The organism is Actinophytocola oryzae, from assembly GCF_004364325.1.
GTDB classification, from domain to species: domain Bacteria; phylum Actinomycetota; class Actinomycetes; order Mycobacteriales; family Pseudonocardiaceae; genus Actinophytocola; species Actinophytocola oryzae.
The window spans coordinates 195,853-219,520 of record NZ_SOCP01000019.1; the positions used below are offsets into that span (position 1 = coordinate 195,853).

A 23,668-nucleotide genomic window follows, 5' to 3' on the forward strand; every position below is an offset into this window, starting at 1 on the left:
CTGGACTGACACTCATGTGCGGACCCGGCAAAATACTCGCCGTAACCGTTTGTGGACAACGGAAAGTCACCGGACGAACGCGGACGGCGCCCTAACTCGCCGGTGCCACAAGGCAAATCGTGAGCGGCGGCTGCGGATAGGTGATGACCTCGGTGGCCTCGTCACCACACTTCGTCTCGTCGTCGACCCCGTCGAAGACGCCGACCACGCGGTGTGTCGCGGTCGGTGCCGTGCACTCCGCGCGCTTGTCCTCGCTGTCGGACACCTCGAGACAGTCGCCTTCCTTCACGTTGAGCTGCAGGCACAGCAGGAGCGTGCCTTCCTCGGTGTAGGAGACGTACTGGTCGTTCGGGCAGTCGCCGGTGCTGGTCTCCTCGCGCGTCGCGACCTTGTAGATGGCCTCGGGCGTCGAGCAGTCGACCGTCTCGATGTCCGCGTCGGTCGAACTGGCCACGTTGACCTTGATGCAGTCACCGGGCTGGGCGTCCACGGCGTCGCCCCCGCCCGGGTCCGCTGTGGTCGTGTCCTCCTCGGTCGTGGTCTCCTCGTCCGAAGTGGACGTCTTGTCCGGTGTGCTGCTGGTGGTCGTACCACCACCGGCCGTGTTGTTGTCGTCGCCTTTGGTGGCGAGGTAGATCCCGAACCCGGCGCCGCCGAGGACGAGCAGCGCGACGACGACGATCGCGATGATCTTGCCGGTCTGCCTCCTGGGCGGTTCCGGCGGAAAACCGCCGCCGAACTGGCCGTACTGAGGTTGTTGCCCGAACTGCTGCGTCGCGCCGTACTGTGGGGTCTGCCCGTACTGACCGCCGTACTGCTGCTGGCCCGGCGGGGGCAGCGGGGGCTGCGGACCGAGTTGCTGGGTCTGGTCGTTGCCCCACTGACCGCCGTACTGGGGCTGCTCCGGCGGTCTGGGTTGGCCATACTGGCCGTAGCCGCCTCCCGACTGCGGGCCCCAGGGTTCCTGGTTGGGCTGCCCGTACGGTCCCGGTTGGTGGGGAGGCGTCGTCATAATCGCAATCTAGCGCTGCGGGATTGTGCAGGACCAACCGGTTGTTGTGACATTTGCGATGTCAAAGCCGAGGGGAACGCCAAGAAGTGACTGATGGACCACTGATCGTCCAGTCTGACAAAACGCTGCTGCTCGAGGTCGACCACCCGCGTTCGGGCGACGCACGGATCGCGATCGCGCCGTTCGCGGAGTTGGAACGCGCGCCGGAGCACGTGCACACCTACCGGATCACGCCGCTCGCGCTGTGGAACGCCCGCGCCGCCGGTCACGACGCCGAGCAGGTGGTGGACGCACTCACCGTGTTCAGCCGGTACCCGGTCCCCCAGCCACTGCTGATCGACATCGTCGACACCATGGGCCGGTTCGGCCGCCTGCAGCTCGCCAACCACCCGGCGCACGGCCTGGTGATGACCACCACCGACCGCGCCGTGCTCGAGGAAGTGCTGCGGCACAAGAAGATCTCGCCGATGCTCGGTGCGCGCATCGACGACGACACGGTCGTCGTGCACCCCTCGGAGCGCGGCAGGCTCAAGCAGGCGCTGCTCAAGGTGGGCTGGCCCGCCGAGGACCTGGCCGGGTACGTCGACGGCGAGGCCCACCCGATCGAGCTGGTGGAGGAGGGCTGGCACCTGCGCGACTACCAGCGCATGGCGGCGGAGACGTTCTGGGCGGGCGGTTCCGGCGTGGTCGTGCTGCCGTGTGGTGCCGGCAAGACGCTGGTCGGCGCCGCCGCGATGGCACACGCCAAGGCCACGACGCTGATCCTGGTGACGAACACGGTCGCCGGACGGCAGTGGAAGCGTGAGCTGATCGCGCGCACGTCGCTGACCGAGGAGGAGATCGGCGAGTACTCCGGCGAGCGCAAGGAGATCCGGCCGGTCACGATCGCGACCTACCAGGTGATGACCCGCAAGTCGAAGGGCGAGTACCGGCACCTGGACCTGTTCGACTCCAGGGACTGGGGCCTGGTCGTGTACGACGAGGTGCACCTGCTGCCCGCGCCGGTGTTCCGCATGACCGCGGACCTGCAGTCGAGGCGGCGCCTCGGCCTGACCGCGACGCTCGTCCGCGAGGACGGCCGCGAGGGTGACGTGTTCTCGCTGATCGGACCGAAGCGGTACGACGTGCCGTGGCGGGACATCGAGGCACAGGGCTGGATCGCGCCCGCCGAGTGCGTCGAGGTCCGCGTGACGCTCACGGACGCGGAACGCCTCTCCTACGCGACGGCCGAGCCGGAGGAGCGGTACAAGCTCTGCTCCACAGTGGACAGCAAGATCCCGGTGGTGCGCAAGATCCTCCAGAAGCACCCCGGTGAGCCGACGCTCGTGATCGGGGCCTACCTCGACCAGCTGGAGATCCTGGGTGCCGAGCTGGAGGCGCCGATCATCCAGGGCTCGACGAGGAACGCCGAACGGGAGCGGCTGTTCGACCTGTTCCGCCGCGGCGAGCTGCGCACGCTCGTGGTGTCGAAGGTGGCCAACTTCTCCATCGACCTGCCGGAGGCGTCGATCGCCGTGCAGGTGTCCGGCACGTTCGGCTCCCGCCAGGAGGAGGCCCAGCGGCTGGGGAGGTTGTTGCGCCCCAAGGAGGACGGCCGCCAGGCCCACTTCTACTCGGTGGTCTCCCGCGACACCCTGGACACCGAGTACGCCGCGCACCGCCAGCGCTTCCTCGCCGAACAGGGCTACGCGTACACGATCAGGGATGCGGACGACTTCCTCGGCCCCGAGCTGCCGTCGATCAGCTAGTCCGCGAGGTCGGCCTGGGCGAAGACCTTCGTGATGCGGGCGCGGACCAGCAGCTCGCCGGCTACGGCGTTGCGCCTGCCGTAGGCCGGGCCGGCTTCGGGGCCCATGTACCGGGTGCCGAGCCGGACCGCCCAGTCGAGCATCGCGTCGAGGTCCTCGGAGACGGTGGCCTCGGCGGTGAACTGGACGAACGAGTAGTTCGGCTCCTGGAGGTCGACGGACATCGACAGCCGTGGGTCACGCCGGATGGCGTGGCCCTTGACCGTGGTGGCGCCGGTCGTGAACACGATGTGGTCGCCTGCCTCGTCGGTGTCGATCAGGAACCAGATCGGCGCCACGTGCGGCGACCCGTCCTTGCGCACCGTGGCCAGCTTGCCGGTCCTCGTGCCGTGCATGGCGAACGCGAGCCACTCGTCCCGCTCCATGAAGTGCATGCCGCCATCCTGCCCCACGGGCCGGTGACACGCTCAGAGTTCGGCGAGCACCGCGTCCGTGAACACCGGCCACGTCTCGACGGCCCACTGGCCGAAGTTCCGGTCGGCCAGCGCGACACACGCCGCGCCCGCGTCCGGGTCGACCCACAGGAACGTGCCGGACTGTCCGAAGTGGCCGAACGTCCTCGGCGAGCTGGCCTCGCCCGTCCAGTGTGGACTCTTGTGGTCGCGGATCTCGAAGCCGAGGCCCCAGTCGTTGTTCTCCTGGTAGCCGTAACCCGGCAGCACGCCGGACATCCCCGGGAACGCCACCGAGGTCGCCTCGTCCAGAGTGGACGGTGAGACCAGGGTCGGCGCCTGGAGCTCGGCGGCGAAGCGGGCCAGGTCCGCGCACGTCGACACCGCGCCCGCGCCCGCGGTGCCCGCGAGCCTCGTGGACTCCATCTCCAGCGGCGCGAGCACGGCCTCGGTCAGGTACTCGGCGAACGGGATGCCGGACGCCTCGTGGACCGCGTCGGCCAGCACCTCGAAACCGGCGTTCGAGTACATACGGCGCGTTCCGGGCGCGGCCATCACCTTGTGCTCGTCGAACGCGAGCCCGGAGACGTGCGCGACCAGGTGCCGCACGGTCGAGCCCTCCGGTCCGGCGGGCTGGTCCCACTCGACGGCGCCCTCCTCGACGGCGATCAGCGTCGCGTACGCCGTGAGGAGCTTGGTCACCGAGGCGAGCCTGAACTCGCGTGCCTGCGGGCCTGCCTCACCGAGTACCTCGCCGCTCGCCGACACGACCGCCACCGCCGCGTTGTCGACCGGCCAGTCGGACACCGCACGCACACTCTCCATGGCACCGACCGTACCGACGGGGTCACGGGCGGGTGAGTCCGGGCGCGTCGAGTGACATGACGACACCGTCCGTGCGGTCCAACGCCTCCTGCCTGCGGCCCGCGTCGACGGTGTCGTCCGTGGTCAGGTCCTTCAACCGGATGGGCGGGCCGAGGTCGACGAGCGTCGGGACGTACTCGGCCTTGCCGACGTGCCAACCGTTTCCCTCCCTGATGAAGGTGAAGCGGCCGATCACGCCCTCCTCCGTGGTGCCGCGTGGCTCCTCGTGCTTCGCGACCGAGTTGCCCAGGCCGTAGGCCACCCACTTGTCGCCGATCTTCTCGAACGGCTGCACCACGTGCGCGTGATGACCGACGATCAGGTCGACGGCCGGGTCGGCGAGGATCTGCCGGGCCATCTCGCGTTGGTCGGCGGTGGGCTCGTGCTGGTCCTCGATGCCCCAGTGGATGCTGGCGATCACGACCTGCGCGCCTGCCGCGCGGGCCTTGCGTGCCGCGTCGAGCACCGCGTCCACGGACAGCTCGTTGACCATCCACGGCTCCGGCGCCTCGGTGCCCTGGTTGAGCCCGAACGTGAACGACACCTGGCCGACCTTGACGCCCCTGACGTCGCGGACCAGCGGCGTGTCCGCCTCCTGCTCGGTGCGTGCCGACCCGGTGTGGGCGATCTTCGCGGCGTCGAGCGTGTCGAGGGTGGTGCGCACGCCGTCGGCGCCGTGGTCGAGGGTGTGGTTGGAGGCGGTGGAGCAGGTGTCGTAGCCGGTCTGCGCCACGGCCGTGGCCACTTCCGGCGGTGCGTAGAACAGCGGGTACCCCTCGAACGGCCCGTCGGCCGTGGCGAGCGGGGTCTCCATGTGACAGATGGCCAGGTCGGCGGCCTCGATGACGGGCTTGATCCCGGCCAGGAGCGGCGCGTAGTCACGCTTGCCGCCGCCGTCCTCCTCGGCCTGCTCGGTGAGCGCGGGGTGGATCAGCACGTCCCCGGTCGCGACGACCGTGAAGCTGTCCGCGGGCTTGCCGGGGTCCGAGGGCCGGGTGCTGACCGTGCGCGGGTGGAACGGCGGCACCGGCTCGCCGTTCGAGCCGTCCTCCCCCGAACAGCCGGCCACGAGTACGGCCACGCAGCACAGACCCAGCAACCGGCGCATCCGCAGCATCCTGCACGGCCGCCTCCCCCGACCGCAATGCCTTCGTTGATGATCTTGCTTACCGTGCGGGTCAGCGGTTGCGGCGGCGCAGCGTGATGAACGCCAGGACCGCGGCCACCACCGCCAGGAGGGGGACCGCTCGTTTCACGACCGAGGGCCCCGCGTAGGCCAGCAGGTCGATCGCCTCGGTCTCCGGTTCGGCAGGCGTCGGTGCCGCGCTGAGCTTGCGGTCGGTCCGGGTCATCTCGTTGGCGGCGTGGCGGCCGGTCTCCGCCGCCTCGGCACGCGCCGCCGCAACGGACCCGACCGGGGCCGCCGCCGTCTCGACCGGTTTGTCCTCCTTGACCACCGAGAGCGCGGGGGCGGGCGACTCCTCCTCCGGTGCGAGCTTGGTCGCAAGGCAGGTCGCGAACGTGTCCAGGATCTTGCCGCCGACCTCGGAGATCATGCCGCGGCCGAACTGGGCGGGCTTCCCGGTGATGGACAGGTCGGTCACCACGGTGCCCGCCGTCGAGTCGCCCTCGCCGGTGAGCGTCACCGTGACGGTCGCCGCCGCGGTGCCGTTGCCCCTGGCGTCCTTGCCGGAGGCCTTGATCACGACGGTCCTCGTGTCCTCGTCCTTCGACAGGAACTCGCCGGAGCCCTTGTACAGCAGCGAGATCGGGCCGAGCTTCACCTTCACCGAACCCTTGAAGGCGTCCCCGTCCACTTCCGTGAGCGTCGCACCCGGCATGCACGGGGCCACCCGCTCGGGGTCGAGCACCGCCTGCCAGACGGTGTCGAGGTCGGCCGGCACGGTGAACGAGTGCTCCAGCTTCACGGTTCCTCCATACAAGAGCGGGCGGCGCCCCGCGAGGGGGCGCCGCCCGGACGGACACTAGGCGCCGGCAGCGGCGGCCACCGCCCGTGACGTCAGCACCCTGGCCAGGTGCTGACGGTAGGCGGCGTCCGCGTTCCCGTCCGACGGTGGCGACGTGCCCTCGGCCGCGTGTTCGGCGGCGGCACGGATGGTCTCGGCCGTCGCCGGCCTGCCAACCAGTGCCTCCTCGACCGCGCTCGCACGGACCGGAACAGTCGCCATGTTCGTCAAGCCAACTCTTGCTTCGGCGATCGCGCCACCCTCGACGCGCACCGCGGCCGCCACGGCGACCATCGACCACGCCTGGGCGACCCGGTTGAACTTCTCGTAGTGGGCGCTCCAACCGGTCTTCTTCGGCACCCTGACCTCGACGAGGATCTCCGTGGGGAGCAGCGTGGTCGTGAAGAAGTCGGTGAAGAACTCGGCCGAGGGCACGGTCCGGGTGCCGTCGACACCCCGGATCACCATCTCCGCGTCGAGCGCCAGTGCGGGCGCCAGGATGTCGCCTGCCGGGTCGGCGTGGGCGATGGAGCCGCCGAACGTGCCGCGGTGGCGGACCTGCGGGTCGGCGACCGTGTTCGTGGCCGCCGCCAGCAACGCCGCGTGTTCGGCCACGAGCGGGTCCCGCTGCACGTCGTAGTGCGTGGTCATCGCGCCGATCACCAGCACGTCGCCCTCCTCGCGGACGCCGCACAGCCCGGCCACCCTGCCGAGGTCGATCAGCTTGGACGGCGCCGCGAGCCGCATGCGCAGCACGGGCAGCAGGCTCTGGCCGCCCGCGATCACCTTCGCGTCCTCGCCTGCCTCGGACAGCGCACGCACCGCGTCGTCCAGCGTGGTCGGCGCGACGTAGTCGAATGCCGAGGGGATCACTTGGCACCTCCGTCGATCGAGCCGAGGCCGCCGCCCGCCTCGTTGCCGAGGCCACCCGCGTCGGGCTGGCCGGTCTGTATCGCCTGCCACACCCGCATCGGCGTGCACGGCATCTGGATGTCCGTGACACCGAGGTGGCGCACCGCGTCCACGACCGCGTTGACCACGGCCGGGGTCGACGCGATGGTGCCCGCCTCGCCGACGCCCTTGACACCCAGCACGTTCGAGGTCGCGGGCGTCTCGGTCCGGTCGGTGACGAACGAGGGCAGGTCGACAGCGGAGGGCACCAGGTAGTCGGCGAGGGTGCCCGTGCTGAGCGTGCCGCTCTCGTCGTACACCGCCTCCTCGAACAACGCCTGCGCGATGCCCTGCGCGAGCCCGCCGTGCACCTGGCCCTCGACGATCAGCGGGTTGACCACCTTGCCGATGTCGTCGACGCACACGTACGAGCGGATGGTGACCCGGCCGGTCTCCGTGTCGACCTCCGTGGCGCACAGGTGGGTGCCGTGCGGGAACGAGAAGTTCTCCGGGTCGAACGTGGCCTCGGAGTCCAGGTTCGGCTCCACGCCGTCCGGGAGGTCGTGCGCCGCGAACACGGCGAGCGCGACGTCCTGGATGGAGACCGACTTGGCGTCGGCACCAGCCCCTCGGACCCGGAAGGTGCCCGACGAGAACTCCACGTCGCCCTCGCCCGCCTCGAGCATGTGGGCGGCGACCTTCGCTGCCTTCTCCTTCACCTTGTCCGTCGCCTTGACCACGGCCATGGCGCCGACGGTCAGCGACCGCGACCCGTAGGTGTCCATGCCCTTGTGCGACGACTGCGTGTCACCGTGGAGGACCTCGATGTCCTCGAACGGCACGCCGAGCTGGTCGGCCACGATCTGGCTCCACGCCGTCTCGTGGCCCTGGCCGTGTGCCGACGAGCCGGTGACGACCTCGACCTTGCCGGTCGGCAGCATGCGGATGGCCGCGTGCTCCCAGCCACCCGCGCCGTAGGACAGCGAGCCGAGCACGCGGGACGGCGCGAGGCCGCACATCTCGGTGAACGTCGAGATGCCGATGCCGAGCTGCACGCTGTCACCTCGGTCGCGGCGCTCCTTCTGCTCGGCACGCAGCGCGTCGTAGCCGAACAGCTCCTTCGCCTTGTCGGTCGCGGCCTCGTAGTTGCCGGAGTCGTAGGTCAGGCCGCAGACCGTGGTGAACGGGAACTCCTCGTGCCTGATCCAGTTCTTCTCGCGGACCGCCATGGGGTCCATGCCGACCTCGACGGCCAGCTCGTCCATCAGGCGCTCGATGGCGAACGTGGCCTCGGGCCGGCCGGCACCCCGGTAGGCGTCGGTCGGCACCTTGTTGGTGAACACGTTCGTGCACACGAACCGGTAGGCCGGGAACTTGTAGATGGCGTTAAACATGAACGCGCCGAGGATCGGCACGCCCGGCGTGACGAGCCGCAGGTAGGCGCCCATGTCGGCGAGCAGCTCGACCTTGAGGCCGGTGACGGTGCCGTCACGGCGGGCGGAGAGCGTCAGCTTCTGGATCTGGTCGCGCCCGTGGTGGGCGGACTGCAGGCTCTCGCTGCGGGACTCGGTGTACTTCACCGGCCTGCCGAGCTGCCGCGCGACGATGAAGACCAGGAACTCCTCCGGCGTGACCTGCAGCTTGCCGCCGAACCCGCCGCCGACGTCCGGCGCGATCACCCGCACCTTGTGCTCGGGCACGCCCAGCTGCGCGGCGATCAGGAACCGCAGGATGTGCGGGACCTGGGTGGCCGACCACAGGGTGGTCTGCTCGCCGGTCGGGTCGCACATGACCGAGCGGGGCTCCATGAAGGCCGGGATCAGCCGCTGCTGGCGGTAGGTGCGCTCGATGACGACCTCGGCGTCGCCGATGGCGGCCTCGACGTCGCCGCCCGTGCCCGCCTCACCGGAGTCGAAGATCCACGTGGCGCTCTTGTTCGTGCCGAGGTCGGCGTGCACGAGGTCGGCACCGTCCTCGACGGCGGCCGCCATGTCGAGCACGACCGGCAGCTCGTCGTAGTCGACGTCGATCCGCTCGAGTGCGTCGGCGGCCTCGTAGGCGGAACGCGCGACGACGATCGCGACGATCTCGCCCGCGAAGTTGACCGTGTCGACGGCGATGGACGGCGCGTTCGGCGACTTCATGTCGTCGGTGATCGGCCACGCGCACGGCAGGCTGCCCTGCACGTCGGCCAGGTCGGCGCCCGTGAACACGGCCATGACGCCGGGCATCTCCCTGGCCCCGGAGGCGTCGATCGACGTGATCCGCGCGTGGGCCATGGGGCTGCGCAGGACGGCCATGTGCAGCAGGCCGGGCAGCGTCAGGTTGTCGGTCCAGCGGGTGCGCCCGGTGATCAGGCGTGCGTCCTCCTTGCGGAGGCGGGACCTGCCGACCTCCGGCTCGATGGTCGCGGTCACTGCCCGCCTCCTGCACCCAGCTCGGCGCCCGCGACCCGTTCGGCCTCGGGGCCCGCCCCGCCCTGCATGCGCGCGGCGGCGTCGCGGACCGCACGGACGATGTTCTGGTAGCCCGTGCATCGGCAGAGGTTGCCCTCTAACCCGTGACGTACCGCCTGCTCGTCGGGGTCGGGGTTGTCGGCGAGGAGGTCGATCGACTGCATGATCATGCCCGGCGTGCAGAAGCCGCACTGGAGGGCGTGGTTGTCGTGGAAGGCCTGCTGCACGGGGTGCAGCTTGCCGTCACGGGCCAGGCCCTCGACGGTGGTGACCTCGCTGCCGTCGGCCTGCACGGCGAGCACCGAGCACGACTTCACGCTGTGACCGTCGAGATGGACGGTGCAGGCGCCGCAGTTGCTCGTGTCGCAGCCCACGACGGTGCCGACCTTGCCCAGCCGTTCGCGCAGGTAGTGCACGAGAAGCTGACGAGGTTCGACGTCATCGGCGAACTTGGTGCCGTCAACAGTCACGGTGATGCGCATTGGGCCTCCTGCCGGCTCGGGAACACGTGAGCGCCCTCACAGAGCACGAGTCAACCCCGGCCATCCCGATCGGACAAGTCCAGAGCCCCGTGAGTGGATCCTTTCGCGAAAAAAGGCGGTGTGATGCTCATTCAATCGTTCGAATCGGGTCGTTCGCGATGCATAGGATCGGTGGGTGACATCCCCCTCCCTGGCAGGTCAACGCGTTGATCAGTACCCGGAGAGCCGCCGAGGGGTGATGTTCGGGGTCACCGCGTACGGGATGTGGGGGCTCTTCCCGCTGTACTGGGCGCTGCTCTCGTCGGCGGGGGCGCTGGAGACGCTCGCGCACCGGATGATCTGGTCCCTGGTCGTGGTCGTCGGCGTGTTGTTCGCGACGCGGCGGGTCGCGTCGTTCCGTGCCGTGCTGCGCGACCGCCGCCGGTTCGGGCTGCTGGCGTGTGCCGCGGTGCTGATCTCGCTGAACTGGGGCGGCTACATCTGGGGTGTCACGCACGGGCACGTGGTGGAGACCGCGCTCGGGTACTTCATCGGGCCGCTGGTCTCGGTGCTGCTCGGCGTGTTCGGCCTCGGCGAGCGGCTGCGACGCGCGCAGTGGGCGGCGGTGGCGCTGGGCGCCGTGGCGATCGTGGTGCTGGTGATCGGCTACGGCCAGGTCCCGTGGATCGCGCTGCTGCTCGCGTTCAGCTTCTCCACGTACGGCCTGGTCAAGAAGCTCGCAGGCGTCGGAGCGGTCGAGTCGATGGCCGTCGAGACGGGGGTGACGCTGCTGCCCGCGGTGGCCTACGTCGTGTTCCTGGAGGCGAGCGGCTCCGGCACGTTCACGTCGCTCGGGGCGGGCCACACCCTGCTGCTGGTGGGCGGCGGGATCGTGACGACGGTGCCACTGCTGGCGTTCGCGGCGGCGGCCGTGCGCATCCCACTGGCGACGATCGGGCTGCTGCAGTACATGACGCCGAGCCTGCAGTTCGTGTTCGGCCTGGTGGTGTTCCACGAGCACATGCCGCCGCAGCGCTGGCTCGGCTTCGCGATCGTGTGGCTGGCCCTGGTCATCCTGACGTTCGACGCGACCCGCAGGCGAGCGCCCGCAGCCGAGCCGCTACCTCAGTGAGGGCATGCCGACCTGTGTCGATCTCCACGGTCGCGCCCGCGCGCAGAAGCGGGACGACCGCCTCGGTATCGGCGATGATCTTCGCCTGTTCCGCCGCCGACCTGCCGAAGTGGTTGTCCACGCGGGTCGCGACACGGTCGAGCATGGTGGCGATCGGCGCGCTGAGCAGCACGACCTCGGCGAACCTCGGGTAGAACCGGCCCTGGTTACGCACCGTCCCCGCGATGAACAAGGGCTCGCCGGACGCCTCGTGCTCGGCCAGCAGGGCGTCGATCCGGTCCTCCCGCCAGAGCGGCTCGACCGTCCCGCCGGGTTGCGGCACGTCCTCGATCCACCCGCCGGCATCGGTGTCCACGACACGAAACCCCTCGCGGGCGAGGCACTCCAACACGGCCGACTTTCCGGTGCCGGACATGCCCGTCACCAGGACGGTCACTCGGGCACCAGTCGATCGACTCGCGCCGCGTAGCGGCGGCGCCGAGCGGACGCCTCCTCGGCGTCATGGACCTCGTCGTAGATCGCCGCCAGCTGCTGGCAGCGTTGCTCAAGGGCCTGGTCGGTCAGGCGATTGCTCATACAGGTGATGCTATGGCTCCCGGTGGATTCGGCCGCCCACCTCGGTGAGGCGTTTGCCCTCGCCGCCCCAGCGCATGGAGATGATCTCCGCGGCGATCGAGACCGCCGTCTCCTCCGGGGTGCGGGCACCCAGGTCCAGGCCGATCGGGGAGGACAGGCGGTCCAGCTCCACCTCGCTCATGCCTGCCTCGCGGAGCCGGGCCATGCGGTCGTCGTGGGTGCGGCGGGAGCCCATCGCGCCGATGTAGCCCGCGTCGCAGCGCAGGGCCACCTCCAGGACCGGCACGTCGAACTTCGGGTCGTGGGTGAGGACCGCGATCACCGTGCGCCGGTCGACGCGGCCCGCCTCCACCTCCGCGGCCAGGTACCGGTGCGGCCAGTTGACGACCACCTCGTCCGCGTCGGGGAAGCGGCTCTTCGTGGCGAAGATCGGCCTGGCGTCGCACACGGTCACGCGGTAGCCGAGGAACGACCCGAGGCGGGCCATGGCCGTCGCGAAGTCGATGGCGCCGAAGACCAGCATCCGGGGCGGCGGCTCGAACGCGTTCACGAACACCGACATGCCCTCGCCCCGGCGCTGGCCCTCCTCGCCGTAGTGCAGCGTCCCCGAGCGGCCGGTCGCGAGCAGGCCCCTGGCGTCGTCGGCGATGGCGGCCTCCGCGCGGGGCGAGCCCAGGTCGCCCGCTGTCTTCGTCGGCCACACCACCAGGTGTCGCCCGATCCGGGACTGGTCGGGATGGGCGACGACCGTGGCCAGCGCCACCGGCTCCTCGGTCTCGACGGACTTCGCCAGCTCGGCGAACTCCGGGAAGTCGGCGGCCGAGAACGACTCCGTGTAGATGTCGATGATCCCGCCGCAGGTCAGGCCCACCGCGAACGCGTCGTCGTCGCTCACGCCATAACGTTCCAGCACCGGGATGCCGTCGGCGAGGACCTGCTGTGCCAGCTCGTACACGGCACCCTCGACGCACCCGCCGGACACGCTGCCGGACACGGTCCCGTCCTCGGCGACCAGCATCGCGGCACCCGGCGCGCGCGGCGCCGACGAGAACGTCGCCACGACCGTGCCGAGCGCGACCTTCTCCCCTGCCGAGTACCGGCGCATCAGCTCGTCGAGCACATCACGCACGGCGTACCTCCCGCATCAGGTCCTCCAGCGTGGCCAGGCTGTGCCCGGCCAACAAAGCGTCAACGTGCGGCAGTGCCGCCGCGATTCCCGACTGCACCGGCGCGTACCCGTCCCGCCCTGCGTGCGGGTTCACCCACAGCACGCGGTGCGCCAACCGCGACAGCCGGGCGAGCTGCTCGCCGAGCAGGGACGCGTCGCCACGTTCCCAACCGTCGGAGAACAACACGACAACCGCCCGGCGCGCGAGCCCGCGCTGCCCCCAGCGATCGAGAAACACCCGAATGGTCTCTCCCAGACGGGTGCCGCCAGCGAAGTCGGGCACAGCGCGTGACGCCGCGACGAGTGCCTCCCTCGGGTCCCGCGCCCGCAGCTGGCGGGACAGCCGGGTCAGCCTGGTGCCGATGGTGAACACCTCGGTCGAGGCGGGTGCCGACCGCACGAGGGCATGCCCGAACCGCAGCAACGCGTCGGCGTAGGGGCTCATCGACCCGGAGACGTCGATCAGCAGGACCACCCGGCGTGGCCGCTGTCTGCGGTCCCGGTAGGCCAGTCGCACCGGCTCGCCACCGGCGGCACGCATGGCACGCAGGATCCTGCCCGGGTCGAGGCGCCCGGCGCGGTGCGGGCGAAGGCGCATGGACCGGCGCAGCGGCGGCGCGAGGTGCAGTGTGGCCATCATCTCCCGCAGCTGCTCCCGCTCCGCGGCGGTGAGCTGCGAGATGTCCCGGTGGCGCAACACCTCCGTGTCGCTGGCGGCGACCTTCAACTCGGTGGTCTCGCGCTCCCCGGAGGACGACCCGACCTCGGTGAGCGCGGCCATGGTGACCGTCGCACGTGGCCGCTGCGTGGTTTTCTGCCGCGCCTGCGGAGGTTTCGCCGCGAACCACGCCGCGAACGCGTCGTCGTAGCGCGGCAGGTCGTCCGGCTCGGCACACAGCGTGAGACGGCCGGCCCAGTACAGCTGGGTCGGCTCGGCGACGTCGAGCTCCGCGACCGCCCCGAGGTAGGCCTGGACGCGCTGGACGTCACAAGGCAGTCCCGCCGCCCGCAACGCGGCGGCGAAACCGACCAGCCCTGGTACCGGGTCCACCAAGCCATTGTGTACCCACGTGGCGGCCGCCGACCCGAAACGGCGGTGCTGACGTAGGGCACGGCGGCACGGGAGCGGCCTGCCACGTGAGTGCCTGGCGCCGGCCGGAGCACGGCCGGCGCCAGGTGGTTCCCCGCCGCGACCATGGCCAGGTAGCGGGCCGGGCGCAGGGAACCCGGACTTGCTCGAAGGGGCGGCCGTCCACATCGGACAGTGGGAACGGATGGGGACGGCCGCCCGGACCTCAGGCCGCCCGCGTCCGGTGTGAGCACCGCGACTGGCTCACACCGCGCTGGGCGGCCACCCGGAAGGAGGTGACACGACTACCGCTCGCTCCCCCTGCGTTCGGTACCCATGTCGTCCTCCTCCGGCTTGGCGCGCCGGAGACAACTATCGCCGACGGCGACGGCGGACGCATCCGATTTATTCAGCCGGCGAGCAGCCGTTCGAGGCCGGCCGCGACCACGCGCTGGGTGTCCTCCCGGTACTTCAGCACCGCGCCGAGGGTGGCCGCCGCGGCGGCGGCGTCCAGCTCCGTCCTGCCCAGCGCGGTCAGCGCCTGCGCCCAGTCCAGCGACTCCGCGACGCCTGGCGGCTTGATCAGCTCCAGCTCCCGGAGCCTGCGCACGGCCGAGGCCACCTGGGTGGCCAGTCGTTCTGGCAGGTCGGGCAGTGTGCGCCGCAGGATCTCCACCTCGCGTGGCAGGTCCGGGTGCGAGAGCCAGTGGTAGAGGCACCGGCGCTTGAGCGCGTCGTGCACCTCGCGTGTCCGGTTCGACGTCAGGACCACGAGCGGCGGCACGGTCGCCCGCACCTCACCCAGCTCGGGCACCGTCACGGCGTTCTCGCCGAGCATCTCCAGCAGGAACGCCTCGAACTCGTCGTCGGCGCGGTCCACCTCGTCGACGAGCAGCACGCACGGCGACTCCTCCAGTGCCCGCAGCAGTGGCCGTGCGAGCAGGAACCGCCTGCTGTACAAGGACTTCTCCGCCAGATCCGAGTCGAGCGCGCCACCGGAGGCCGCCTCGAGCGCACGCAGGTGCAGCAGCTGTCTCGGGAAGTCCCAGTCGTACAGCGCCTGCGAGAAGTCGATGCCCTCGTGGCACTGCAGCTTGATCAGCGGCACGGACAGCGCCCGGGACAGAGCGACGGCCAGCGACGTCTTGCCCGTGCCGGGCTCGCCCTCGCAGAACAGCGGGCGGCCCATCCGGTTGGCGAGGAACGCGGCCGTCGCGATGCCCTCGTCCGGCAGGTAGCCGACCGACTCGAGCGCCCGGGCCAGTTCCTCAGGGGAAGTCAGCACAACCCGAGGGTAAACGCCAGGGTGTTCCCCGATGGCACACGCGAGGCGCGAGGCGAGGCTGGAGGCATGAACACAGACACCATCAAGCTCCGCCGCAGCCGCTCCGACCGCATGGTCGCCGGGGTGTGCGGGGGCCTCGCCAGAATGCTCGACATGGACGCCGCCCTGGTCAGGATCCTCCTGGTCGCGGCGACGGTGCTCGGCTTCGGCGCCGGCGCCGTCATCTACGTGATCGCCTGGGCGGTCGTGCCGGAGGAATAACATCGACCGATGTGGGAGACAGGCAGAACTACTCGCGAACCGGCACGGCACGCGCGCTCGTCCTGCTCGCCGCCGCGCTCGCGGCGGCAGGCGCGCTGCTCCTCTGCCTGCTCAGCGTCTTCCTCTTCGCCAGGATCGCACCCGCCACGGCGACCTTCGCGGCCTTCGTGCTGGTCAGCGCCGTGGTGGCCACGCTGCTGACCGTCAGGGCGCGCTCCGTTCGAGGTGTCGTGGGTCTCGGTTGCGGGATACTGCTCGTCGGGGTCGTCGTCGGCCTGGGGATCATGCTGCTGCTGATCTCGAAGCTCGCGGGCAACCCGACGTGAACCACCCGAATGGTCGGTATCTGGGGCACGTACCGGCGCTCTTGACTGTAAGACCCCTGCTCGGGGTGACGTGAACTCGACGGATTGGCACGATGGACCCGTGCCAGGAGCAGGACGACAACCCTCGAAGCGGGGTGTGAAGCGGTGACGGAACTGCAGACCGCGGGTGTGGTCAGACCCTGGGCGGCGCTCGAGGGACGAGACCGGCACGCCGCGTGCATGCTGGCCGCACGGGACGGCGACAAGGAGGCGTTCGACGTATTGATCGCCGACCTCGCTCCCCTCGTGTGGCACGTCGCACGCGGCAGCGGACTGGACCGAACCACGGCGGAGGACGTGGTCCAGACCGTGTGGCTCGCCCTGTTACGCCACCTGCACCGGCTCACCGAGCCGAGGGCACTCGCCGGCTGGCTGATCACGACCACCCGTCGGGAGGCCAACCGGGTACAGCACCGGGCCTCGGCGCACATAGAGCTGTCACCCGAGGTGGCCGAACAGACCCCGACGACCGATCCGTCCCCGGAGCACGAGGTGCTCCGCACCGAACGCGACCGCGCACTGTGGTCCGCGTTCCACAAGCTTTCGCAGCGCTGTCAGGAGCTGCTGCGGTTGACCGTGCTGGCCGGGCGTGCGGAATACCGTGCGGTGGCCGAAGCCCTGCACATGCCGCACGGGAGTATCGGACCAACACGAGGGCGCTGCCTGAACAGCCTGCGCTCGCTGTACAACGGGGACAGTGGATCATGAGAACGAACCAGGCTGACGACGAGCTGATGGCCGAGGTAGCACGGCTTGTGCACGAGCTCGACCCGCCGCCGCCAGGGCTGGTGGAGAGAACCCAGTTCGCCGTCGCGCTCGAGGACATCGACCGCGAGGTCGAGCTCGAGGTCGCGCAGTGGAAGCACACGCAACCACTCGCCGGCGTGCGCGGCGGACTTCCCGGCACGATCACGTTCTTCGTCGGCGACCTGACCGTGATGGTCAACGTCACCCGTACGGGCGAACGCCAACGCATCGACGGCTGGCTCGTACCGGCGGGTGCGCACGGCGTCGAGGTCCGCGTGGCCGACCATGGCTCAACTGTTACCACCGCGGACGAGGGTGGCAGGTTCGTACTGACCGAGGTGCCCAGGGGCACTACGCAGCTATTAGTACGGATGAATGCCGAACAATCACGTACCGTGGTCACTCCTACGGTGGATTTGTAGCCTGAATAGCTCCCAAGTCACTCTTTCGGCAGATATTGTTGTATCTCACCGTGGCCTCGCCTCTCTTGTCTGGGTGAGCATGCGGAAATCTGCCGAAGAGGGGAGCAAAGCGTCATGACCGACACCACGACCACCGACGTGAAGCCTGGGGACGACACGAAGCCATGCACGGTGTGCAGGTCGAACGACCACACCACCAGTGGCCACTTCGACGGCGGGAGCCCCGTCAAGACCGATGGTCACTTCGACGGCGGCGCCATGCCGGCGGGCCACTTCGACGGCGGTAGCGCACCGGTGTAGCCGGCAGGACAGGACACGCGTCACGGTCCCCCTGGAGCGGGAGTTGGTAGGGTGCATTACAGAAAGCACCTCCAGCCGTCGCGGATCGTGATGAGAAAATTGTGCGTTGTAAATGATTCGCGTCCCGATGTCGCTCAACTGCCGTGATCGTGGGGGCCGGCAGGGCATCGGGGCGCGATGACGCATTTCAGGCCACTTCCAGAGCGGCCGCCGAACAGCGACGGCGGGCGGTGGCGGCGGCTTCGGCAGGTCGGCCCGCCGAGGCCATCAAGATGCTGCAGCGGGCGCTGCACATGCTGCCGGTGGCTTCCGGCTCGGCGGAGGTCGTCGCCGTTCGCGCACGGGTCCTTCTCTCCCTCGGCTGGGTACAGGCCGAGACCAGCACTCTCGCCGACGGGCTCTCCCATCTCGGCACGGCCCGCGACCTGATCACCGGCCTGCCCGAGGGCTCGGACCGCCTCGCGCTCCTCGGCTTCGCCGAGCAGCAGCACGCACTCGTGCTGACCAGGGCCGGCCGCACGCCGGAGGGCATCGAGCTGTTCAGCCGAGCCATCCCGCTGCTGGAAAAGGCACTGGACAGCCCTGCCGGGGATCCCGAGATGCTCGCAAGGGCATTCCTCAACCGCGGCACCACGTACACACTGGTCGGTCGGCCAGGTCCGGCGGAGGAGGACCTGCGCCGCTGCATCGAACTCTCCACCGAGCACGACCTACCGATCATGAAGGCCAAGGCCATCAGCACCCTCGGTGACCAGGAACTGCTGCTCGGCGACGTCCCTGGTGCGCTGGCGCACTTCGCGGAGGCCGTGCGCCTGTTCCGCACGCTGGCTCCGCACCTGGTCGCCCGTACCCAGGTCGACCAGGCCAGGGCGCTGTTGACCGCGGGGCTCGCCGACGAGGCGGCCCGGCTGCTCGACGAGGCGCTGCCCGTCCTGCGTGCCCAGCGGATCAGCCAGGACCTCGCCGAGGCCGAGATCACCAGAGCCGCCGCGGCTCTGTTGGCCGGCGACCGGGAGCTGGCCAAACAGTCCGCGGGATCCGCGCACCGCAGGTTCGTCCGACGCGGCAGCATGGCGTGGGCCGAGGTCGCCGCGCTGACCAAGCTGCGTACCGAGGCCGTCGCCACCCTCGCGGGCCTGACGACGTCCGCGACCAGCAGGAAGGCGACCGTTCTCGCCGAGCGGCTCGCCGCGGCCGGGCTCACCGACGAGGCCGCGATGGCCAGGATGCTGGGTGTCCGGCTCGCACTGCGGCGTGGTGCCGTCGACGTCGCGGAGACGCTGCTCAGTCAGGTGCCCGTGCCGGGCAAGATCGCGCCGATCGACCACAGGATGATGCTGCGGCTGTGCCGTGCGGAGCTCGCGGTGGCGCGTGGCCAGACCCGTTCGGCGCTCGCGCAGGCCAAGTCCGGCTTCGACGAGCTCGGCGCGGCCCGCGACCGGATGGGTGGGCTGGACCTCGTGTGCGGCACGGCCGTGCACGGTCTCGAGCTGGCCAGGCTCGCGGTCGGGATCGTGCTCGACGACGCGAGGACCGATGCCGACGCGCGGCGGCTGCTCGCCTGGCAGGAACGCACGCGTGCGCAGGTGTACCGGTACGAGCCGATGCCCGCGATCGACGACCCCGAGCTGGCCAGCCGGGTCGCCGAGCTGCGCACGGTGTTGCGGACCATGCAGCACGCCCGGCTGGAGGGCCGGTCGGTCACCCAGCTCGAACAGCGGTCGGTCACGCTGCAGCGGGAGGTCAACCGGCTGGGCTGGTACACGTCGCAGTGGGGCAAGCCGCGGCCGGTGTCCTCGCCGGAGGAGGTGGTCGAGCACCTCGGCGACCGCGCGCTGATCAGCTTCTCCGGTCCGGAGAACGAGCTGGCCGCGGTGGTCGTGGCAGGCGGGCGGACGAAGCTGGTGCGCCTCGGGGCGAAGCACGACGTGCTCGAGACGGCACGCCAGCTGCACGCGGACCTGGACGCGCTCGCGCCCGACGAGCTGATCGCGCAGCTGGTGACGGCCGTGTCGCAGTCGGCGCGGCGGCGCATCCAGGCGCTCGACGACATGCTGTTCGGCCCGAACGGGATTCCCGCCGCGCTGCTCGGTGACCGGGAGCTGATCGTGGTGCCGTTCGGTGAGCTGTACTCGGTGCCGTGGGAGACGCTGCCGTCGCTGCGTGGGCGGGCGGTGTCGGTGGCGCCGTCGGCGACCGCGTGGGTGAGTGCCGGGGAGGTGCCGGAGAACGACGGCCGCGTCGTGCTGGTGCGGGGTCCGGACCTGCCCGCGTCGGCGACCGAGCTGGACCAGCTGCGTGAGGTGTACCCGGGCGCGGTCGTGCTGGACGGGCCGCTGGCCACCACGGACGCGGTGCTGACGGCGATGGACGGCGCGAAGCTGGTGCACATCGCCGCGCACGGCACGCACGAGTCGGCCAACGCGATGTTCTCGCGGCTGGAGCTGTACGACGGCGGGCTGCTGGCGCACGAGGTGGCCCGGCTGCGGAACCCGCCGACCCACATCGTGCTCGCGGCGTGTGAGCTGGCGCTGTCCCACATCCGGCCGGGTGACGAGCCGTTGGGGTTCGCGGGCGCGATGCTGGCGAGCGGCTCGCGGACCGTCGTCGCGGCCGTGAACCGGGTCGGGCACCGCTCGGCGGCGCTGACCATGACCGACTACCACCGCAGGCTCGTGAACCAGCCCGTGGCCGACCTCGCGGCGGATCTGGCCGAGACCATGACGGACTACCACCGCAGGGTGGCCTCCGGCGTCAGCCCCGCGCGGGCCCTTGCCGAGGCGACCGCGGAGGACCCCCTGCGCCGCCCGTTCATCCTGCTCGGCGCCGGTTAGCGGGGATTGCGCGAAGATCGCCAACAGTTGACGATGGACTCTCGGCTGCTGGCGAGGGGGCGGGCATGGACTGGTCGGACCCGCGTCTCCTGACGCACCTGATCTCCGTGCCGCTGTTCACCGGCGTGATCGGCTTCGTGACCAACTGGACCGGCGTGATCATGCTGTTCCAGCCGATGCGGTTCCACGGGGTGCGGGTGCCCGGCCTGCGGTTCCTGTACGCGTACCTGCCGCGCCGGGTGCAGGTCGTCCCGGCGCTGACGCACGGCGGCAGGTTCGGCTGGCAGGGCATCATCCCCTCGCGCGTGTCCAAGATGGCGTCGATCTCGGTGGACAAGGCCCTGCTGAAGGTGGGCAGCATCGGCGACTTCTACCGGGAGTTCGAGCCGGACCGGATCGCGGACCACATCGCGGCGACCGCCAGGACGGAGATCCGCGGGGTCGTCGAGCGGATCATGGCGCGCGAGCACCCCAAGCTGTGGCACGACCTGCCCCCGGTGCTGAAGTCGGCGGTCCACGCGCGGGTCGAGCAGCGGCTGCCGGTGATCGTCCGGGGGCTGACCGACCAGCTCGGCGAGTACATAGAACAGCTGATCGACGCGAAGCTGCTCGTGATCCGCCACTTCGAGGAGCACCCGGAGCTGATGAACGACATGCTCCGCGAGGTGGGCCGCAAGGAGCTGCGGTTCATGCGGAACTTCGGCTTCTACTTCGGTTTCCCGGCGGGCATCCTGCTGGTGTTCGTGCTGGAGGCGTTCCCGCAGTGGTGGGTGCTGCCGCTCGGTGGCGCGGTGATCGGCTGGGTGGCCAACTGGATCGGCATCAAACTGATCTTCGAGCCGGTGTTCCCCCGCCAGGTGGGACCGTTCGTGGTCCAGGGGCTGTTCCTGAAGCGGCAGCCCGAGGTGAGCGACGTGTTGGCCAAGATCATCGCCGAGGACGTGATCACCATGAAGAACATCGGTGACGAGCTGCTGTTCGGGCCGCGCTCGGACAGGACCCGTCACATGCTGGAGACCTCGCTGCGCCCGGCGGTCGACGACGCGGTCGGCTTCGTCCGCGGCGCGGTGCGGGTGGGCATGGGGCCGCAGCGGTACGACCGGATCCGGGACGCGGTCGCGCACGAGGCGGTGGAGTTCGCGACGGTGTTCGGTGACCAGGAGTTCGGCCGCAGGCAGTCGGTGAAGATCAGGGACTTCGTGGCCCGCCAGATGCGACAGCTGCGACCGGACGAGTTCAACGAGCTGCTGAGGTCGGCCATCAAGCAGGACGAGTGGCTGCTGTTCGTCCACGGCGGGATCCTCGGCATCGGGGCCGGCCTGATCCACCTGGCGATCTTCGGAGTGTGACATGCCCTCGAACTCCCTTGGCCTGCTGCGCATTGCCGCGAACGCGGGCCTGTCGACGGTTCAGTGGATCGTGGACACGTCCGTCCGAACCGGAACCAGGGTGACGAGGAGCCTGGCGGCAGGCGAGTCCCCCGCGTCGATCGTCGGCGATCTCGGGGCGGAGCTGCGTTCCGCCGCGCAGTCGGTGTTGGGTGTGCCCGCGCCACCGGCGCCTGTGCGTCATGCGTCGGTGTCGGAGCTGAAGGCACGAGGCGCGGAACTGCTGCGCCAGTCGTCGGACGTACGCTTCGTGGAGGACACGCATCCGGCGTACGAAAGGATTCTGGAGGAGCTGACCCCGGACGAGGCCCGCATCATCCGCTTCCTGCACGACGAAGGGCCGCAGCCCACAGTGGACGTGCGGACGAACCGTCCACTGGGGATCGGTTCGGAGCTGATCGAGGCGGGGCTGTCGATGATCGGGCGACAGGCCGGGGTGCGCAACCAGGGGCGGACGAACGCATACCTGAACAACCTGTTCCGCCTCGGCCTGATCTGGTTCTCGCACGAGGAGGTCGAGCCGTCGCGCTACCAGGTGGTGGAGGTCCAGCCGGAGGTGCAGGAGGCCATGGCGAAGGCGGGCAGGGCCCCGAAGACGATCCGCAGAAGCATCCACCTGACCCCGTTCGGCGAGGACTTCCACCGGACGTGCCTCGATCCCGAGGACTGACCAACCACAGCCGCATGGCGGCGATGGCGCGGTACGTGCTGGCAGCAACCCTCGCGCGCGGCGCCAACAGCGGTGCCGCGATCGGTCTCCTGCTGCTGGCCACGGAAACCATCCGCGGTCCGCACGCGATCGCGATCGGCGGCCTGCTCGCCGCCGGTCTGACCGCACCGCACGCACTGGGTCCGTGGGTGGCCCGTCACCTGGACAAGTCCCGCGACGGCAGGCTGTTCCTGGCCGCCTCGTTCGTCGGCTACGGCGTCGCACTGGCCGCCGCGGGGCTGGCCGTCGGCAGGGTCGGCATACCGGTGGTCCTGCTCCTGGTGGTCGTCGCGGGTGCGTGTGGGCCGCTGCTGACGGGCGGCCTGTCCAGCCGGGTGGCAGGCATAGCGGGGCCGGGCGAGCGAGAGCAGCGGCGAGCGGAAGGGTGGGACTCGGTCAGCTACGGCCTGTCCGGCACGCTGGGCCCGGCCGCGGTGGCGGGTTTCGCCGCGGTGACGAGTGCACTGGCGGCGGTACTGGCACTCGCTGCCGCGGCGGTTCTGGCTGCCGCGATCACTCTCACCCTGCCTCGTGAAGCGAGCCGCGAACGGCGGGAAGTCGTGTCAGTACGCGAAGTCCTCCGTCTGCTCGTCCGGCACGGTCCTCTGCGGAGGGTCAACGTGGGCACACTGGCGACGTCGTTCAGCCTCGGCGGTATGCCCGTGGTGGCGGTGGTGTTGGCCGGACACCTGACCGACCAGGCAGGCGCAGGCGCGACCCTGGTCGCGGCCTTCGGTGTCGGCAGCCTCGCCGGTTCACTGGCGGTGACAGCGTTCCCGCTACACGGAAGTCCCGACATCCTCACGACCCGCCATGTCGCACTGCTGGGCGTGGCCGCCGCGCTGTGTGCGCTGGCACCGAACTATCCGCTGGCACTGGTGGCCTTCGCGCTGGTCGGTGTCGCGAACGCGCCGTTCGTGACCGCCACCTTCGCGGCCCGATCCACGTACGCCCCGCCGGACGCCCGAGCGCAGGTCTTCGTCTCGATGTCCTCGCTGAAGGTGGCGACCGCGGCGGCGGGCAGCGCTCTCACCGGCGTGGCAACGTTCCTGGGCCCACGAGGTCTCCCGGCCGCGACGGCGATCGTGGTCCTGCTCGGCGCCCTGACGTGTGTGGTGGACCGCCGTCTGGAGGCGAAACCCACCTGAACGCGGAACGGCCCCGGGAGAACCCGGGGCCGTTCCGTTGGAAGCCAGGACTCAGAAGTCCATGCCACCGGTCGGGTCGCCACCACCAGCGGGGGCAGCGGCCTTCTCCGGCTTGTCGGCGACGACGGCCTCGGTCGTCAGGAACAGCGCGGCGATCGACGCGGCGTTCTGCAGCGCCGAGCGGGTGACCTTGGTCGGGTCCGGCACGCCCGCGGCGAGCAGGTCCTCGTAGGCACCGGTCGCGGCGTTCAGGCCGTGGCCCTGCGGCAGGCCCTTGACCTTCTCCACCACGACACCACCCTCGTGGCCAGCGTTGATGGCGATCTGCTTCAGGGGCGCCTCGACGGCGACCTTGACGATCTGCGCACCAGTGGCCTCGTCACCCTCGAGACGAAGACCCGCGAACGCCGCCT

The 23,668-nt window shown here is 70.3% G+C and carries 25 protein-coding genes; 11 read left to right on the forward strand and 14 right to left on the reverse strand.

From position 1 onward, the window contains the following. Positions 1–91: 91 nt before the first annotated feature. On the reverse strand, positions 92–1,012 hold the full coding sequence (locus tag CLV71_RS37470; RefSeq protein ID WP_133907647.1) for an LppU/SCO3897 family protein: 921 nt from the start codon (positions 1,010–1,012) through the stop codon (positions 92–94). A gap of 86 nt (positions 1,013–1,098) precedes the next feature. Between CLV71_RS37470 and CLV71_RS37475 the strand changes: the two genes are divergently transcribed. Next, positions 1,099–2,760 (forward strand): DNA repair helicase XPB, encoded by a 1,662-nt coding sequence (locus CLV71_RS37475; protein WP_133907648.1) that lies wholly within the window; start codon positions 1,099–1,101, stop codon positions 2,758–2,760. On the opposite strand, the gene CLV71_RS37480 is transcribed toward CLV71_RS37475, so the two are convergent. The 7 genes from CLV71_RS37480 to CLV71_RS37510 all read right to left on the reverse strand — a co-directional run bounded on the left by CLV71_RS37480 (position 2,757) and on the right by CLV71_RS37510 (position 9,872). Then, a complete protein-coding gene (locus CLV71_RS37480) occupies positions 2,757–3,194 on the reverse strand; it encodes a PPOX class F420-dependent oxidoreductase (RefSeq protein ID WP_133907649.1) in 438 nt (145 codons plus the stop codon). The genes CLV71_RS37475 and CLV71_RS37480 overlap by 4 nt on opposite strands. A gap of 33 nt (positions 3,195–3,227) precedes the next feature. Then, positions 3,228–4,037 carry a serine hydrolase domain-containing protein gene (locus CLV71_RS37485; protein ID WP_133907650.1) on the reverse strand — a complete coding sequence of 270 codons (810 nt, stop codon included), beginning with the start codon at positions 4,035–4,037 and terminating at the stop codon, positions 3,228–3,230. Positions 4,038–4,059: 22 nt separating this feature from the next. Further along, entirely contained in the window at positions 4,060–5,190 is a 1,131-nt protein-coding gene (locus CLV71_RS37490; RefSeq protein ID WP_424923938.1) for a CapA family protein, read from the reverse strand. A gap of 64 nt (positions 5,191–5,254) precedes the next feature. Further along, the gene (locus tag CLV71_RS37495) at positions 5,255–6,004 is read right to left on the reverse strand and encodes an SRPBCC family protein (protein ID WP_133907652.1); all 750 of its coding nucleotides are present in this window, start codon (positions 6,002–6,004) and stop codon (positions 5,255–5,257) included. Between the two features lie 57 nt (positions 6,005–6,061). Then, positions 6,062–6,916 (reverse strand): FAD binding domain-containing protein, encoded by an 855-nt coding sequence (locus CLV71_RS37500; RefSeq protein WP_133907653.1) that lies wholly within the window; start codon positions 6,914–6,916, stop codon positions 6,062–6,064. Continuing rightward, positions 6,913–9,351, reverse strand: a complete 2,439-nt coding sequence (locus CLV71_RS37505; RefSeq protein WP_133907654.1) for a xanthine dehydrogenase family protein molybdopterin-binding subunit — start codon at positions 9,349–9,351, stop codon at positions 6,913–6,915. Before CLV71_RS37505 ends, CLV71_RS37500 begins: the two co-directional genes overlap by 4 nt. After that, positions 9,348–9,872: a (2Fe-2S)-binding protein gene (locus CLV71_RS37510; RefSeq protein WP_133907655.1), complete on the reverse strand. Its 525-nt coding sequence runs from the start codon at positions 9,870–9,872 to the stop codon at positions 9,348–9,350. The genes CLV71_RS37505 and CLV71_RS37510 overlap by 4 nt, the downstream gene beginning before the upstream one ends. 175 nt (positions 9,873–10,047) lie before the next feature. Between CLV71_RS37510 and rarD the strand changes: the two genes are divergently transcribed. After that, positions 10,048–10,983, forward strand: a complete 936-nt coding sequence (gene rarD / locus CLV71_RS37515) for an EamA family transporter RarD (protein ID WP_243867131.1) — start codon at positions 10,048–10,050, stop codon at positions 10,981–10,983. Here rarD and CLV71_RS37520 read toward each other — a convergent pair. The 5 genes from CLV71_RS37520 to CLV71_RS37535 all read right to left on the reverse strand — a co-directional run bounded on the left by CLV71_RS37520 (position 10,922) and on the right by CLV71_RS37535 (position 15,081). Then, positions 10,922–11,419 (reverse strand): AAA family ATPase, encoded by a 498-nt coding sequence (locus CLV71_RS37520; RefSeq protein ID WP_243867132.1) that lies wholly within the window; start codon positions 11,417–11,419, stop codon positions 10,922–10,924. The two genes, rarD and CLV71_RS37520, sit on opposite strands and share 62 nt — an antisense overlap. After that, positions 11,416–11,559, reverse strand: coding sequence for a hypothetical protein (locus CLV71_RS48145; RefSeq protein ID WP_166664414.1), 144 nt, complete (start codon positions 11,557–11,559; stop codon positions 11,416–11,418). Before CLV71_RS48145 ends, CLV71_RS37520 begins: the two co-directional genes overlap by 4 nt. A 10-nt stretch (positions 11,560–11,569) precedes the next feature. Further along, positions 11,570–12,688, reverse strand: coding sequence for an XdhC family protein (locus CLV71_RS37525; protein WP_133907656.1), 1,119 nt, complete (start codon positions 12,686–12,688; stop codon positions 11,570–11,572). Next, entirely contained in the window at positions 12,681–13,781 is a 1,101-nt protein-coding gene (locus CLV71_RS37530) for a vWA domain-containing protein (protein WP_243867134.1), read from the reverse strand. Before CLV71_RS37530 ends, CLV71_RS37525 begins: the two co-directional genes overlap by 8 nt. Before the next feature lie 424 nt (positions 13,782–14,205). Next, complete coding sequence (locus CLV71_RS37535; RefSeq protein ID WP_243867136.1) at positions 14,206–15,081, reverse strand: AAA family ATPase; 876 nt, start codon at positions 15,079–15,081, stop codon at positions 14,206–14,208. 66 nt (positions 15,082–15,147) lie between these two features. On the opposite strand from CLV71_RS37535, the gene CLV71_RS37540 reads away from it, so the two are divergent. From CLV71_RS37540 to CLV71_RS37580, 9 genes are all read left to right on the forward strand, one after another. After that, entirely contained in the window at positions 15,148–15,342 is a 195-nt protein-coding gene (locus CLV71_RS37540; RefSeq protein ID WP_133907686.1) for a PspC domain-containing protein, read from the forward strand. 11 nt (positions 15,343–15,353) lie between these two features. Further along, entirely contained in the window at positions 15,354–15,668 is a 315-nt protein-coding gene (locus CLV71_RS37545) for a hypothetical protein (protein WP_133907658.1), read from the forward strand. Between the two features lie 144 nt (positions 15,669–15,812). Beyond that, positions 15,813–16,415, forward strand: coding sequence for an RNA polymerase sigma factor (locus tag CLV71_RS37550; RefSeq protein WP_133907659.1), 603 nt, complete (start codon positions 15,813–15,815; stop codon positions 16,413–16,415). After that, complete coding sequence (locus CLV71_RS37555; RefSeq protein WP_133907660.1) at positions 16,412–16,876, forward strand: carboxypeptidase regulatory-like domain-containing protein; 465 nt, start codon at positions 16,412–16,414, stop codon at positions 16,874–16,876. The genes CLV71_RS37550 and CLV71_RS37555 overlap by 4 nt, the downstream gene beginning before the upstream one ends. A gap of 114 nt (positions 16,877–16,990) precedes the next feature. Next, positions 16,991–17,176, forward strand: a complete 186-nt coding sequence (locus CLV71_RS37560; RefSeq protein WP_133907661.1) for a hypothetical protein — start codon at positions 16,991–16,993, stop codon at positions 17,174–17,176. 230 nt (positions 17,177–17,406) lie between these two features. Next, positions 17,407–20,010, forward strand: coding sequence for a CHAT domain-containing protein (locus CLV71_RS37565; protein WP_341771703.1), 2,604 nt, complete (start codon positions 17,407–17,409; stop codon positions 20,008–20,010). Positions 20,011–20,075: 65 nt separating this feature from the next. After that, positions 20,076–21,359 (forward strand): DUF445 domain-containing protein, encoded by a 1,284-nt coding sequence (locus CLV71_RS37570; RefSeq protein WP_133907662.1) that lies wholly within the window; start codon positions 20,076–20,078, stop codon positions 21,357–21,359. A gap of 1 nt (position 21,360) precedes the next feature. Next, entirely contained in the window at positions 21,361–22,068 is a 708-nt protein-coding gene (locus CLV71_RS37575) for an Abi-alpha family protein (protein ID WP_133907663.1), read from the forward strand. Beyond that, a complete protein-coding gene (locus tag CLV71_RS37580) occupies positions 22,047–23,255 on the forward strand; it encodes an MFS transporter (protein ID WP_133907664.1) in 1,209 nt (402 codons plus the stop codon). The genes CLV71_RS37575 and CLV71_RS37580 overlap by 22 nt, the downstream gene beginning before the upstream one ends. A 51-nt stretch (positions 23,256–23,306) precedes the next feature. Here CLV71_RS37580 and CLV71_RS37585 read toward each other — a convergent pair. After that, positions 23,307–23,668 (reverse strand): TCP-1/cpn60 chaperonin family protein (locus tag CLV71_RS37585; RefSeq protein ID WP_279588783.1); only part of this gene is annotated, 362 nt, incomplete at its 5' end.

Coding starts and splice junctions, on each gene's coding strand:
- CLV71_RS37470 (WP_133907647.1), bottom strand. CDS start 1,012: ATGACGACGCCTCCCCACCAACCGGGACCGTACGGGCAGCCCAACCAG.
- CLV71_RS37480 (WP_133907649.1), bottom strand. CDS start 3,194: ATGCACTTCATGGAGCGGGACGAGTGGCTCGCGTTCGCCATGCACGGC.
- CLV71_RS37485 (WP_133907650.1), bottom strand. CDS start 4,037: ATGGAGAGTGTGCGTGCGGTGTCCGACTGGCCGGTCGACAACGCGGCG.
- CLV71_RS37510 (WP_133907655.1), bottom strand. CDS start 9,872: ATGCGCATCACCGTGACTGTTGACGGCACCAAGTTCGCCGATGACGTC.
- CLV71_RS48145 (WP_166664414.1), bottom strand. CDS start 11,559: ATGAGCAATCGCCTGACCGACCAGGCCCTTGAGCAACGCTGCCAGCAG.
- CLV71_RS37540 (WP_133907686.1), top strand. CDS start 15,148: ATGAACACAGACACCATCAAGCTCCGCCGCAGCCGCTCCGACCGCATG.
- CLV71_RS37555 (WP_133907660.1), top strand. CDS start 16,412: ATGAGAACGAACCAGGCTGACGACGAGCTGATGGCCGAGGTAGCACGG.
- CLV71_RS37560 (WP_133907661.1), top strand. CDS start 16,991: ATGACCGACACCACGACCACCGACGTGAAGCCTGGGGACGACACGAAG.
- CLV71_RS37570 (WP_133907662.1), top strand. CDS start 20,076: ATGGACTGGTCGGACCCGCGTCTCCTGACGCACCTGATCTCCGTGCCG.
- CLV71_RS37575 (WP_133907663.1), top strand. CDS start 21,361: ATGCCCTCGAACTCCCTTGGCCTGCTGCGCATTGCCGCGAACGCGGGC.